The organism is Nocardiopsis suaedae (assembly GCF_027706745.1).
In the GTDB taxonomy this organism is placed as follows: Bacteria; Actinomycetota; Actinomycetes; order Streptosporangiales; family Streptosporangiaceae; genus Nocardiopsis_A; species Nocardiopsis_A suaedae.
The window spans coordinates 57,663-70,218 of the sequence record NZ_JAQFWP010000015.1 but is presented as its reverse complement, the minus strand read 5'-3'; the positions used below and the strand labels follow the sequence as shown (position 1 = coordinate 70,218).

Sequence of the window (12,556 nt, the reverse complement as noted above, 5' to 3'; positions counted from 1 at the left end):
TCCGGGGGGCATTTCAGGGCCGAAGGTCACACCGGCGGGAGCGGGGGGCGCGGGACGCCGCGAGTGGCGTGCGGGGCCTCTGGGCCCCGGCAGCGCTCCCCCTCGGGCTCCCCGGCCCCTACCTGTCGGCGCCGCCCTCGGCGAGGCGGCCCAAGGTGACCGCGACGCGCAGGATGAACGACCCCCGCCCGTCCGCGGGCATGTGCCCGGTCAGCTCCGCGATCCTGCTCAGCCGGTACCGCACCGTGTTCGGGTGCACGAACAGCATCCGCGCCGTCGCCTCCAGGGACGAGGCGTGCTCCAGGTACACCGACAGCGTGTCCAGCAGCGGCGACCCCGCCGTGCGCAGCGGCTCGTAGATCTCCTCCACCAGCTGCTTGCGCGCCGCCCGGTCCCCGTCCAGGGCGCGCTCGGGCAGCAGGTCCTCGGCGAGCACCGGGCGCGGCGCGTCCGGCCAGGCCACGGCCGCCCGCAGCCCGTTGACGGCCGCCGCCACCGACGTCCCGGCCGCGCGCAGCTCCCCCACCGGCGGGCCGACCACCACCGGGCCGGGCGCGAACAGGCCCGCCAGCGGCTCGGCGGCCGCCATCGGCACCTCCCCCTCGGCGGTGCCCGCGGCGAGCTTGGCGCCGACCCCGAGCACCAGCACCACCCGGTCGCCCTGCTGCCCGGCCAGCACGTCGTGCCCGGCCCGGCGGGCCGCCCCGCGCAGGTCCTCCATGACGGCGCGGCCGTCCTCCCCGGCCTCCCCCGCGACCGCCACCACCGGGGTGCGCGACCAGCTCAGCGCCGACCCCCAGGTCTGCAGCCCCTCGTCGCGGTCGCCGTGCAGCAGCGCGTCGACGATGAGCGCCTCCAGGCGGGCGTCCCAGGCCCCGCGCGCCTCCGCGGCGCGGGCGTAGACCTTGGCCGAGCTGAAGGCCACCTCGCGGGTGTAGCGCAGCACCGCCTCGCGGAGCTGCTGCTGCCCGCCGGGCGCCGCCAGCTCCTCGACCTGGTTCTCCACCACGTCGATGACCACCCGGATCATGTCCACGGTCTGCTGGAGGCTGACCGAGCGGGTCAGCTCGCGCGGCGCCGTGCCGAACACCTCGACGGTGATGGCGGGGCGGCCGCGCCCCGGGGTCTTGAACCAGTCGACGAAGGCCGCCACCCCGGACTGGGCGACCAGGCCCACCCAGGAGCGGTCTTCGGCGGACATGCGGCGGAACCAGGACAGGCGGCTCTCCATGCGCGCCACCGCGGCCGTGCCCAGGTCCCCCATGGACTTCTCGAGCCGCTTGACGGTCTCGGCGCGGACGGCGTCGTCGCCGGAGCGGGCGGCGTCCTGCGCCGCCTCGGCCCGGGCGGCGTCGTCCCCGGGACGGCCGGGCCCGGCGCCGTCCTCATCCGCCGCACGGTCGCGGCCGTTCTTCTCGGTGCTCACCCCTCCAGAGTGGCATCCGCTCCGCGCACTCCCCGCCATCGCCCGGCTGACCGGGGCTTTGTGGACTACTGACAAACGCCGTCTCGTAAACTTCGTCGTTGTCCTCATCCAGATGGTGATGTCCTACAGGGCAAGGTTGATGCCGTGCTTGTAATCGTTGCTCCGGGCCAAGGCGCCCAGGTTCCCGGATTCCTCTCCCCGTGGCTCGAAGCGCCCGGCATGGCCGAGCGCTTCGAGGCCTGGTCCAAGGTCGCCGGGCTGGACCTGGTGCGCTACGGCACCACCGCCGACGCCGAGGAGATCCGCGACACCGCCGTCGCCCAGCCCCTCCTGGTGAGCGCCGGGCTGGCCGCGGCCATGTCCCTCTTCGGCGACCTGGAGACCGCCGCCGCCCGCGCCGACGCCGTCGCCGGGCACAGCGTGGGCGAGTTCACCGCCGCCGGGCTGGCCGGGGTGCTCGCCCCCGAGGCGGCCCTCTCCCTGGTCGCCGAGCGCGGGCGCGGGATGGCCGAGGCCTCCGCGGCCGCGGACACCGGCATGACCGCCGTTCTGGGCGGCGACCGCGACGAGGTCCTGGCCGCCATCGCCGGTGCCGGGCTGACCGCCGCCAACGACAACGGTTCGGGGCAGGTCGTCGCCGCCGGCACCGCCGAGGCGCTGGCCGCGTTCGCCGAGAACCCGCCCAAGGGCGCCCGGCTGCGGTCGCTGTCGGTCGCCGGGGCGTTCCACACCGAGCACATGGCCCCGGCGGTGGAGCGCGTGCGGCAGGCGGCCCAGGCCGTCTCGCCCGCCGACCCGCGCACCCGCCTGCTCACCAACCGCGACGGCTCGGTCGTCGCCGCCGGCCGCGACTACCTCGACCTGCTGGTCTCCCAGATCAGCTCGCCGGTGCGCTGGGACTCCTGCACCGCCTCCCTGGCCGACCTGGGGGTGACCGCGCTCATCGAGCTGCCCCCCGCCGGAACCCTGGTGGGCCTGGCCAAGCGCTCCCTGCGCGGGGTCGAGCGGCTGGCCGTCAAGACGCCGGAGGACCTCGACGCGGCCCAGAAGCTGGTCGCGGAGCACTCCGGCACCGCCGCTTCGGAAGGTCCGTCCCGATGAGCACCGCACTGCCCGTCCCCGCCACCCCCGGGGGCGCACGGATCCTCGCCTTCGGCGAGCACCAGCCGGCCACCGTCGTCACCAACGACGACCTCGCGCAGCGGGTCGAGACCAGCGACGAGTGGATCCGCAGCCGGGTCGGCATCGAGGAGCGCCGCATCGCCGACGACACCGAGTCGGTGGAGTCCATGGCGGTCACCGCCGGGGGCAAGGCGCTGGCGGCGAGCGGGCTCTCCCCCGACGACATCGACCTGGTGATCGTCGCCACCTGCACCCAGCGCGACCAGATCCCCAACGCCGCCGCCACCGTCGCCGCGCGGCTGGGCATCGGCGCGCCGGGCGCCTTCGACGTCAACGCCGCCTGCGCCGGGTTCTGCTACGCCACCGGCCTGGCCGCCGACGCCGTGCGCGGCGGTTCGGCGCGCAACGTGCTGGTGGTGGGCTCGGAGAAGCTCTCCGACTGGGTCGACTGGGAGGACCGGTCCACCTGTGTGATCTTCGCCGACGGCGCCGGCGCCGCGGTGGTGGGCGCCGCCCCCGCCGAGGAGAACGGCGTCGGGCCGGTGGTCTGGGGCAGCTCCGGCGAGCGCGCCGACAAGATCTACCTGCGCGAGAACCGCTACCTCTACCAGGAGGGCCAGGCGGTCTTCCGGTGGACCACCACCGAGCTGCACAAGGTGGCGCTGCAGGCCCTGGAGCGGGCGGGGGTCGACCCCTCCGAGCTCACCGCGTTCGTCCCGCACCAGGCCAACCTGCGGATCGTGGAGGCGATCGCGCGCAAGCTGGGGGCGCCGCAGGCGCTCATCGCCCGCGATATCGTCTCCGCTGGCAACACCTCGTCCGCGTCCATCCCGCTGGCCATCGCGCGCATGGGGGGACGGGGCGAGCTGCCGTCGGGGAGCACCGTGCTCACCCTGGGATTCGGCGCCGGACTGACCTACGCGGCGCAGGTCCTGCGCATCCCCTAGAGCCTGGCGGCCGCGGTCCGTCCGCGCGCGATCGGGCCGCGACGGCGACGTACACGGCCCCGGAAGGCTCCGGGGCGCACCGAGAAGGAGTTACCGCAACATGGCGCAGCACACCGAGCAGGACATCCTGGCCGGCCTCGGCGAGATCGTCGACGAGATCGCCGGGGTCCCCGCCGCCGAGGTCACCGCCGACAAGAGCTTCGTCGACGACCTCGACATCGACTCGCTCTCCATGGTCGAGATCGCGGTCGCGGCGCAGGACAAGTTCGGCGTCGAGATCCCCGACGACCAGCTCAAGGACCTCAAGACGGTCCAGGACGTCATCAACTTCATCCAGAAGTAGTGCGCCCGCCCGGCGGCGGCGCCACCGCGCCGCCGCCGGGGCATCCGCGCATCCGCCTCCACATGCCCCGGCGCGCCGCCGGGTACGACCTACCATGACGCGAAGGGCGAAAGGCCGATGAACAGCACCGAAGTCGTCGTCACTGGCCTGGGCGCCACCACCCCGCTGGGGGGTGACGTCTCCACGACCTGGTCCGCCCTCCTCGAAGGTCGGTCCGGCATCAGCGAGATCACCGAGGACTGGGCGCAGGAGCTGCCCGCCCGCATCGCCGGGCGCGCCGTCCAGGACCCCTCGGAGAAGCTTCCCCGACAGCGGCTGCGCCGCCTCGACCGCACCCAGCAGTTCGCGCTGATCGCCGCGCAGGAGGCCTGGCAGGACGCCGGGGCCCCGGACATCGACCCGGTGCGCCTGGGCACGGTCGTCTCCTCCGGCATCGGCGGCATCCTGACCATCCTGGAGCAGTACGACACCTTCCGCGAGAAGGGCTGGAAGCGCGTCTCGCCGTTCACGGTGCCGATGCTCATGCCGAACAGCCCCTCGGCGGCGGTCGCCCTGGAGTTCACCGCCCGCGCCGGTGCGCACGCCCCGGTCAGCGCCTGCGCCTCCAGCAGCGAGGCGATCGCCGACGCGATCGGGATGATCCGCTCGGGCCGCGCCGACGTGGTCATCGCGGGCGGAACGGAGGCGGCGATCCATCCGCTGAACATCGCCTCCTTCGCCTCCATGCGGGCGCTGTCCACCCGCAACGACGACCCGCAGGCGGCCTCCCGCCCGTGGGACACCGGCCGGGACGGCTTCGTCATGGGCGAGGGCGCGGGCATCGTGGTCCTGGAGTCGGCCGAGCACGCCGCGCGCCGCGGCGCCCGCGTGTACGCGGTGGCGGCCGGTGCCGGGTACTCCGACGACGCGCACGACATCGTCGCCCCCGAGCCCGAGGGCGAGGGGCAGGCGCGGGCCATCACGATGGCGCTGGAGGACGCGGGCATGGCCCCGGCGGACGTGGCGCACATCAACGCGCACGCCACCTCCACCCCGACCGGCGACGTGGGCGAGACGCTGGCGATCCGCCGCGCGCTCGGCGACGCCGCCGCCGACCGGGTGGCGGTCACCTCCACCAAGTCGATGACCGGCCACCTGCTGGGCGGCGCCGGGGCGGTGGAGTCCATCGCCACCGTGCTGGCCCTGCACGAGGGCCGCATCCCGCCGACGATCAACATCGAGGAGCTGGACCCGGACGTGTCCGTGGACATCGTCCGCGACAAGGCCCGCGACATGCCCGCGGACGCGGTGGGGGCGATCAACGAGTCCTTCGGGTTCGGCGGCCACAACATCGCCGTGGCCTTCCGCCGCGCCTGAGGCGCCGGTACAGCGATCGAAAGGGGCCCACCGGCCGCGCGCGGCCGGTGGGCCCCTTTTCCCGTTTCCGGCCGGCGTCAGGCCTCGGGGGCCGCCTCGTCCACCGGGGCGGTGTCGGGCACGCGCGCCGTGCCGTTCGCCGTGCCGTTCGCCGAGCCGTTGACCCGCGGGGTTGCGCCGTCCGCCCCGCCGACCGCGCCCGCCCCTCCGGGCCGGGCGCCGTTCACCTTCTCCCCCGGGGCGCGCTCGGCCCAGGGCGGGGGCTGGAACGGCGCCAGCTCCGGGCGCTTGGGCTCGCGGCCGTCGCCGGAGGAGCGGCCCATGGCCCGCCGCCCCAGCCACGGCACCAGGTACTCGCGGGCCCAGCGCATGTGCTCGCGCCGGCGCAGGATCCGCGGCAGGCGCACCGTCGGGGTCTCCCACGGCCGCGCCCACAGGTCGCGTGGGCCCATCGGCTGCCCGAGCACCTCGGCGATGCGGGCCGCCACGATCCGGTGGCCGTCGCCGTTGAAGTGCAGCCGGTCCTCGTTCCAGGCGCGGGGGTCGTTCAGCGCCTCCATCGACCACAGGTCGACGATGTCGGCGCCGGTGCGCTCGGCCATGGCGCGCAGGTGCATGCTGAACACCGCGATGCGCCCGCGGTAGATGCGCAGCACCGGCACCCAGCCGGTGTCGTGCCCGGACAGCAGCACCACCCGGACGCCGGCCCGCCGCATGGTCAGCACCGCCTGCTCCAGCTGGGCGGCGAGGGCGTCCAGGTCGGTGCCGGGGCGCAGCACGTCGTTGCCGCCCGCGTGCACGGTCACCAGGTCGGGGCGCTCCTCCAGCACGCGGTCGAGCTGCTCGCCGGTGATGTGCCGCATCCGCCGCCCGCGCACCGCGAGGTTGGCGTACCGGAACCGGGGCTCGTCCGCGGACAGGTGCTCGGCCAGGCGGTCGGCGAAGCCCCGGTAGCCCCCGTCGGGTGCGACGTCCTCCAGCCCCTCGGTCAGGCTGTCGCCGATGGCCATGTAGGAGCGGACGACCGCCGGTCCCTCCGCCCGCTCTCCTCCAGGGGGATTCATCTGCAGGTCAGTCACTTCCACCTATCATGCGGACTCGGGCGTTGACGCGCGGCACGCCGCGTCGGGATCGGGGACGGAGCACGCGCTTGCGGAGGACCGCCACGTGTGCCTCTCGCAACACCGACGAGCACGTGTCAAAGGAGAAAGGCAGGGGTACGGCGTGCCCGACAAGCATACCGCCGACCGCCGACGCCGGGCCGGGGCGACGCCTGACCGAGACCGGCGGAGGTCCCGACCGTGACCTGGCGCAGCCCCCGGCGGCGCACCCGAGAAGAGACGGGCATCTCACCCCATGACCAGCAACGACAGCGCAGACGCGGACGCCGGGTTCCCCGCCAACCCGGTCGAGGAGGCCCTCGGGCGGGCCCTGCGGGACGCCCCGGCCGAGGCCGAGACCGCCGGGGCCGCGGACGGCTCCGGTGAGGACGGCGCGGAGGCGGGCGGCCCCGAGGCGGGCGGCGCCGTGCGGGCGTTCCTGTCCGCCTTCGCCGAGGGCAGCGTCTGGGTGCCCGTGCCCGAGGGGTCGGGGACCCAGCAGGACGGGTCCATCGCCCTGCCGTCGCTGGAGCTGGAGGGCCGCGTGTACATCCCCGTGTTCACCTCCCGCTCCCAGTACGACGAGCGGAGCGCGGAGGTGCCGTGCGCGGTGCTGGCCGTGCGCGACCTGGCCTCCGCGCTGCCCGAAGGGGTGGGACTGGCGGTCAACCCCGGAAACGGGCCGAGCGTTCCGGTACCGGCGGAGATGGTCGCCACTCTGGCCGGGGAGTGACTCCGGCGCCCGGAGGCGCACCGGCCCGGGGAACTGGGCCCCGGTGCGCCTCCGGGCCGTGCTCCCGCCCGCTTCCGGGAGTCCGCGGGGTCCTGCGCACAGCGGGGATGCGGCCGTCCGGCGGCCGCGCCCTACCCTTCCGCGCCGCGCCGACGTACGATCACCCGCGGGCGCGCTGGGCGCCCGTGTCCCCCGCCGGCCCAGGCAGTCGCAGGACAGCGGGCACCGAATCCGGCAAGGGCGCATAAAGTGGAACACCGGCCGACCGCTCCGGCTCCCTGCGGCGGCCCACGTCCCTGCGCCGTACCCCTGGAGGTCGAGGTCCACCGCGGATGAACGCCATCTCCCCGATCTGCCTGACCGACCTGGCCCCGGCGCTGCGCTGGAGCCGCCCTGAGGACCTCACGCCCTACCTGGGGCACAGCCGCCTGGTCGACGGCTGGTGGCGGTCACTGCCGCTGCCGCGCGCGCTGGACATCGCCGGGCCGCCGTGGCTCGCGCACAACCTCGCGCTGCTCATGTCCGAGTACTGGGACCACATACCCGTCGGCGACTTCCTGCCGGTGCTGCGCGCCCTGCCGGTGGACCTCGACGAGGTCGCCGAACCGGTGCGCGGCGCCCTCCTGGCGACCGCCGGCGACTGGGGGACCCTCATCGGGGCGCCCCCCTCGGCCGTGGCCGACTGGCCCTTCCCCGCCGACTGCGGGCCGGTCGAGGTGATCGGCTCGGCCGTCTGGCAGGCGCTGCGCCCGTTCTGCGGCGAGGCGGCGCGCACCGGGCCGCTGCCCTCGCCCGCGCTGATGATCGAGGCGGTGCGCACGGTCGCCCACTGGCTGCCCGACGGCGCCCCGGACCGGGTCCGCCGCGCCCTGGCGTACCTGTCCGCGGCCACCGGCGCCGACCTGGAGGAGGGGCCGCCGCCCGAGGCGGTGTCCGCGCCCGGGCGGGGCGGCGCCGACGTGCCGCAGAGCCCTGCGACGCGGGCCATCCGCACCCTGCGCGCGCTGCGCAACCAGCACGCCCGCGAGCAGGAGCGGGAACAGCCGCAGGAGCCCGACCACGGGGCCGAGCGGGCACCCTCCCGCGACGCCGACGGGGCCGGGGACGGGGCGGGGCTGGGCGCCCACCCGATGGTGGACCTGCTGGAGGAGTTCCTCCGCGGGTGGAGCCCGCTGGAGCGCACGGTCGCCGCCGAGCGGCTGTTCGCGGCCGACCCGATCAGCATCCGCCTGCTCGCCGACCAGAGCGGCGCCGACATCGGGGACATCCGCAACGCCCAGCGCAGTGTGGAGGAGCGGCTGCTGCAGTGGCTGTCCTCGTCCGGGGGCGAGCCGGTCACCCGGCACCTGCGGGAGCTGTCCGAGGAGCTCGGCGCGGCCACCACCATCGACACGCTCATCGGGGCCCACCCCGACCACCCGGTCACGGTGCCGTCGCTGAAGGCGCCGCTGTGGCGGGTGCTCATCACCTTCTTCACCGACCGGCGGCTGCACAACGGGTGGCTGGTGGCCGACGACCCCGAGCGGATGCGCTGGCAGACGCGGGAGATGCTGGGGGACGCCCCGACCCTGGACGACGCGGCGGTGCGGCTGGACCGGATCGGGATCCGCCGCCGGTCGCTGCGGGCGTGGCTGCAGAGCACGCCGGGCATCGAGCTGCGCGACGGGCGGGTGCTGATCGACCCGTCGCTGCCGCCCGAGGGCCCCGCCCCGGCGCCCGCCTTCGGCGGCCGCTCGGAGCTGTCGGAGGAGGACGGCTCGACCACCGCGGGCGGGCTGCCGATCCGCCGGCGGCCGGGCGCCGCGCACGAGGCGGGGGCGGATCGGCCGGAGGCCCCGGGCGTGGCCGCCGCCGCGCCCGCCCCGCCGGGGGTGGCGACCTCGCCGCGGTGCTTCCGCGCGCCGGACGGGCGGTGGTGGCACCGGGTGGACATCGGACCGGAGCACCTCAACGGCGCCCCGGTGACCGTGCCCCCGGGGTACGCGACCCACCTGGGGCTGCAGCCGGGGCGCCTGCTGTGCCTGACCGCGCCCGGCGCCGACCTGCTGGTGCTGGTGTGGCGGGACGAGGCGGCCTTCGACTCCCTGCGGCCGCTGCTGCGGCGGCTCTCGGCCCAGCCCGGCGACCGGGTGTTCATCACCGTGGACGGCGACCGCCTCGACGCCCGCCGCCTGCCCGCCGCCGACCTGGGCGGCCACGGCCCGACGGGCAGGGCGCTGCACCTGATCGGCTACACCGCCCCGGCCCCGACCGACGAGGCGCTGCGGATCATCGCCCGCAGGATCACCGAGGAGGAGGACCCCGGGCCGGACCCGCGGAAGCTGCTGGACATGCTCTCCCAGCGCGGAGACGAGGACATCGCCGAGGAACTGCGCCAGAGCCTGGCCGCCCCGCACTGACCGCTCCGCTGTCGGCCCCACCCGCGATGATCTCGACGGGAGTGGTGTCATTCCGGCGGTTGTGACAGCACTTCCGTCGAGATCATCGCGGGAAAGGGAAGGGCCGGGGCGCCTTTCGGCGTCCCGGCCCTCGGTGTCCGCTCCTGAGGGAGGTCGGTCCGGCGGGGGCTCTCCCCCGGACCTCTCAGACGTTGAAGCCCAGCATCCTCAGCTGGTCGCGGCCGTCCTCGGTGATCTTGTCCGGGCCCCACGGGGGCATCCAGACCCAGTTGATCTTGACCTCGCGGCCGAACTCGTCCAGGGCGCTGGTGGCCTGGTCCTCGATGACGTCGGTCAGCGGGCACGCGGCGCTGGTCAGGGTCATGTCCAGGGTGATGCTGGCATCGTCGGCGTTCACCCCGTACAGCAGGCCCAGGTCGACGACGTTGACGCCCAGCTCGGGGTCGATGACGTCCTTGAGGGCCTCGCCGATCTCCTCGGCCAGGGCCTCCTGGCCCAGCCCCTCGCCCGGCCCGCCCTGGACCGCCTGCTCCGGGGCCGCGGTCTCGTTCTCACTCATGAGCCACTCTCCGGTCCGTCCCCGTCCGCACGGGGGTCGCTTCCCAGGGATTGCACGGTCGCGTCCTTCCACGCCATCCAGGCGAGCAGGGCGCACTTGATACGGGCAGGGTATTTCGACACCCCGGCGAACGCCACCGCGTCCTCCAGGACGTCCTCGTCCGGCTCGCCCTGGCCCTTGGAGTGCATGAGCTCGTTGAAGGCGTCGAGCATCTCCAAGCCCTCGTCCACCGTCCGCCCGATCAGCAGGTCGGTCATGACCGACGCGCTGGCCTGGCTGATGGAGCAGCCCATGCTGTCGTAGGACACGTCGGCGACCTTCGCCGCGCCCCCCTCGCCGGAGCCGGGCGCCAAGTGCACCCGCAGCGTCACCTCGTCCCCGCAGGTGGGGTTGATGTGGTGGGCCTCTCCCTCGAAGGGCTCCCGCAGCCCCTTGTTGTGCGGGTTGCGGTAGTGGTCCAGGATGATCTCCTGGTACATCGCGTCCAAGCGCATGTTCCGGCCCTTCCTAGCGCGCCTCGACGGTCCCGAAGAACCGCTGCGCGGTGCGCACGGCCTCGGCCAGCGCCTCCACGTCCGCGAGCGTGTTGTACAGGTAGAACGAGGCCCGCGTGGTGGCCTGCACCTGGTACCGCCGGTGCAGCGGCCAGGCGCAGTGGTGCCCCACGCGCACCTCCACGCCCTCGTCGTCGAGCACCTGCCCCAGGTCGTGCGGGTGGATGCCCTCGACGGTGAAGGAGACCGCGCCGCCCCGGTCCACGGTGTCGGTGGGGCCGACGATGCGCACCCCGTCGATACCGCCCAGCAGCTTGACCGCGTACTCGGTGAGCCGGTGCTCGTGCTCGGCCACCCGGTCCATGCCGATCGCCGACAGGTAGTCGCACGCCGCGGCCAGCCCGACCGCCTGCGGCGCCATGGGCACCCCGGCCTCGAACCGCTGCGGCGGCTCGGCCCAGGTGCTGTGGTCCATGTGCACCACGCCGATCATCGACCCGCCGGTGATGAACGGCGGCATCGCGGCCAGCAGCTCGGCGCGCCCGTACAGCACCCCGATGCCGTTGGGCCCGAGCATCTTGTGCCCGGAGAACACCAGGAAGTCGCAGTCGAGCTCGCGCACGTCCACCGGCATGTGCGGGACCGACTGGGCGGCGTCCAGCAGCACCAGCGCCCCCACCTGGTGGGCGCGCGCGGTGACCTCCCGGACCGGGTTGACCGTGCCCAGCACGTTGGACTGGTGGGTGAGCGCCACCAGCTTGGTGCGCTCGTTGACCAGGTCCTCCATGTCCGACAGGTCGAGCCGGCCGTCCTCGGTCAGCCCGAACCAGCGCAGCGTGGCGCCGGTGCGCCGACACAGCTCCTGCCAGGGCACCAGGTTGGCGTGGTGCTCCATCTCGGTGACGACGACCTCGTCGCCGGGGCCCACGGAGAAGCGCCGGTAGGGCTCGTCGGCCGTGGCCGCGTTGCCCATGGCGTAGGCCACCAGGTTGACGGCCTCGGTGGCGTTCTTGGTGAACACCACTTCGCCGGCGCCGGCGCCCACGAAGGACGCGATCGTGGACCGCGCCGCCTCATAGGCGTCGGTGGCCTCCTCGGCGAGCTGGTGCGCGCCGCGGTGGACCGCCGCGTTGTGGCGCTCGTAGAACTCCCGCTCGGCGTCGAGCACCTGGCGGGGCTTCTGCGATGTGGCCCCGGAGTCGAGGTACACCAGGGGGCGCCCGTCGCGGACGGTCCGGGACAGGATCGGGAAGTCCCCCCGGACCGCCTCCGCGTCGAGCGGCGCGTGCTCGCCTCGGATCACTGCTCAGCGCCTGCCTTCACGAAACGCTCGTAGCCCTCGTTCTCCAGCTGGTCGGCCAGCTCCGGACCGCCGGACTCGGCGATGCGGCCGTCGGCGAAGACGTGCACGAAGTCGGGCTTCACGTAGTTGAGGATGCGGGTGTAGTGGGTGATCAGCATGATGCCCACGTCGGTGTTGGCCTTGGCCCGGTTGATCCCCTCGGAGACCACCTTGAGGGCGTCGACGTCGAGGCCGGAGTCGGTCTCGTCGAGGATCGCCATCTTCGGCTTGAGCAGCTCCAGCTGGAGGATCTCGTGGCGCTTCTTCTCGCCGCCGGAGAAGCCCTCGTTGACGCCGCGGGCCGCGAAGGACGACTCGATGGACAGGTCCTTCATGGTGCCCTGCAGCTCCTTGGAGAACTGGCGGAGCTTGGGCGCCTCGCCGCGCACCGCGGTGACCGAGCTGCGCAGGAAGTTGGACATGGACACGCCCGGGACCTCGACCGGGTACTGCATGGCCAGGAACAGGCCGGCGCGGGCCCGCTCGTCCACGCTCATCTCCAGCACGTTCTCGCCGTCGAGGAGGACCTCGCCCGCGGTGATCTCGTACTTGGGGTGGCCGGCGACGGCGTAGGCCAGGGTGGACTTACCGGACCCGTTCGGGCCCATGATGGCGTGGGTCTCACCGGAGTTGATGGTCAGATCCACGCCCTTGAGGATCTCTTCGCGCTCGTCGGCCCCGATCAGGACGTCGGCGCGCACCCCGCGGATTTCGAACTTCGTCATCTGTTTCAAG

Annotated in this window: 12 protein-coding genes; 6 read left to right on the top strand and 6 right to left on the bottom strand. The window is 74.3% G+C overall.

Features of this window, described 5'->3' with window-relative positions; translation table 11 throughout:
- Positions 1 to 118: 118 nt before the first annotated feature.
- Positions 119 to 1,426 carry a PucR family transcriptional regulator gene (locus O4U47_RS10565; protein ID WP_270677572.1) on the bottom strand — a complete coding sequence of 436 codons (1,308 nt, stop codon included), beginning with the start codon at positions 1,424 to 1,426 and terminating at the stop codon, positions 119 to 121.
- A 219-nt stretch (positions 1,427 to 1,645) separates the two neighbouring features.
- On the opposite strand from O4U47_RS10565, the gene O4U47_RS10560 reads away from it, so the two are divergent.
- The 4 genes from O4U47_RS10560 (at position 1,646) to fabF (ending at position 5,194) form a co-directional block, all read left to right on the top strand.
- The gene (locus O4U47_RS10560) at positions 1,646 to 2,527 is read left to right on the top strand and encodes an ACP S-malonyltransferase (RefSeq protein WP_270677652.1); all 882 of its coding nucleotides are present in this window, start codon (positions 1,646 to 1,648) and stop codon (positions 2,525 to 2,527) included.
- Positions 2,524 to 3,495, top strand: a complete 972-nt coding sequence (locus O4U47_RS10555; RefSeq protein ID WP_270677569.1) for a beta-ketoacyl-ACP synthase III — start codon at positions 2,524 to 2,526, stop codon at positions 3,493 to 3,495. The genes O4U47_RS10560 and O4U47_RS10555 overlap by 4 nt, the downstream gene beginning before the upstream one ends.
- Before the next feature lie 100 nt (positions 3,496 to 3,595).
- Positions 3,596 to 3,838: an acyl carrier protein gene (locus O4U47_RS10550; RefSeq protein ID WP_270677567.1), complete on the top strand. Its 243-nt coding sequence runs from the start codon at positions 3,596 to 3,598 to the stop codon at positions 3,836 to 3,838.
- A 117-nt stretch (positions 3,839 to 3,955) separates the two neighbouring features.
- Positions 3,956 to 5,194 (top strand): beta-ketoacyl-ACP synthase II, encoded by a 1,239-nt coding sequence (fabF, locus tag O4U47_RS10545; RefSeq protein ID WP_270677566.1) that lies wholly within the window; start codon positions 3,956 to 3,958, stop codon positions 5,192 to 5,194.
- A 77-nt stretch (positions 5,195 to 5,271) separates the two neighbouring features.
- Here fabF and O4U47_RS10540 read toward each other — a convergent pair whose 3' ends face one another.
- Positions 5,272 to 6,273 carry an SGNH/GDSL hydrolase family protein gene (locus O4U47_RS10540; protein WP_408638954.1) on the bottom strand — a complete coding sequence of 334 codons (1,002 nt, stop codon included), beginning with the start codon at positions 6,271 to 6,273 and terminating at the stop codon, positions 5,272 to 5,274.
- A 277-nt stretch (positions 6,274 to 6,550) separates the two neighbouring features.
- Between O4U47_RS10540 and O4U47_RS10535 the strand changes: the two genes are divergently transcribed.
- Complete coding sequence (locus tag O4U47_RS10535) at positions 6,551 to 7,027, top strand: SseB family protein (protein WP_270677565.1); 477 nt, start codon at positions 6,551 to 6,553, stop codon at positions 7,025 to 7,027.
- Between the two features lie 332 nt (positions 7,028 to 7,359).
- Entirely contained in the window at positions 7,360 to 9,426 is a 2,067-nt protein-coding gene (locus O4U47_RS10530; protein WP_270677564.1) for a hypothetical protein, read from the top strand.
- A 184-nt stretch (positions 9,427 to 9,610) separates the two neighbouring features.
- Here O4U47_RS10530 and O4U47_RS10525 read toward each other — a convergent pair whose 3' ends face one another.
- From O4U47_RS10525 to sufC, 4 genes are read right to left on the bottom strand one after another with little or no spacing between them, the layout of a single operon-like run.
- Positions 9,611 to 9,985: a metal-sulfur cluster assembly factor gene (locus tag O4U47_RS10525; protein ID WP_270677563.1), complete on the bottom strand. Its 375-nt coding sequence runs from the start codon at positions 9,983 to 9,985 to the stop codon at positions 9,611 to 9,613.
- Positions 9,982 to 10,479, bottom strand: a complete 498-nt coding sequence (gene sufU, locus O4U47_RS10520) for a Fe-S cluster assembly sulfur transfer protein SufU (protein WP_270677562.1) — start codon at positions 10,477 to 10,479, stop codon at positions 9,982 to 9,984. Before sufU ends, O4U47_RS10525 begins: the two co-directional genes overlap by 4 nt.
- A 13-nt stretch (positions 10,480 to 10,492) precedes the next feature.
- Positions 10,493 to 11,782: a cysteine desulfurase gene (locus O4U47_RS10515; RefSeq protein WP_270677561.1), complete on the bottom strand. Its 1,290-nt coding sequence runs from the start codon at positions 11,780 to 11,782 to the stop codon at positions 10,493 to 10,495.
- Complete coding sequence (gene sufC, locus O4U47_RS10510) at positions 11,779 to 12,546, bottom strand: Fe-S cluster assembly ATPase SufC (protein WP_270677559.1); 768 nt, start codon at positions 12,544 to 12,546, stop codon at positions 11,779 to 11,781. The genes O4U47_RS10515 and sufC overlap by 4 nt, the downstream gene beginning before the upstream one ends.
- Positions 12,547 to 12,556: the final 10 nt, after the last annotated feature.

Excerpts from the sequence above, each read along its gene's own strand:
- O4U47_RS10560 (WP_270677652.1), top strand. The coding sequence starts at position 1,646 with ATGGCCGAGCGCTTCGAGGCCTGGTCCAAGGTCGCCGGGCTGGACCTG.
- O4U47_RS10555 (WP_270677569.1), top strand. The coding sequence starts at position 2,524 with ATGAGCACCGCACTGCCCGTCCCCGCCACCCCCGGGGGCGCACGGATC.
- O4U47_RS10550 (WP_270677567.1), top strand. The coding sequence starts at position 3,596 with ATGGCGCAGCACACCGAGCAGGACATCCTGGCCGGCCTCGGCGAGATC.
- fabF (WP_270677566.1), top strand. The coding sequence starts at position 3,956 with ATGAACAGCACCGAAGTCGTCGTCACTGGCCTGGGCGCCACCACCCCG.
- O4U47_RS10535 (WP_270677565.1), top strand. The coding sequence starts at position 6,551 with ATGACCAGCAACGACAGCGCAGACGCGGACGCCGGGTTCCCCGCCAAC.
- O4U47_RS10530 (WP_270677564.1), top strand. The coding sequence starts at position 7,360 with ATGAACGCCATCTCCCCGATCTGCCTGACCGACCTGGCCCCGGCGCTG.
- O4U47_RS10525 (WP_270677563.1), bottom strand. The coding sequence starts at position 9,985 with ATGAGTGAGAACGAGACCGCGGCCCCGGAGCAGGCGGTCCAGGGCGGG.
- sufU (WP_270677562.1), bottom strand. The coding sequence starts at position 10,479 with ATGCGCTTGGACGCGATGTACCAGGAGATCATCCTGGACCACTACCGC.
- sufC (WP_270677559.1), bottom strand. The coding sequence starts at position 12,546 with ATGACGAAGTTCGAAATCCGCGGGGTGCGCGCCGACGTCCTGATCGGG.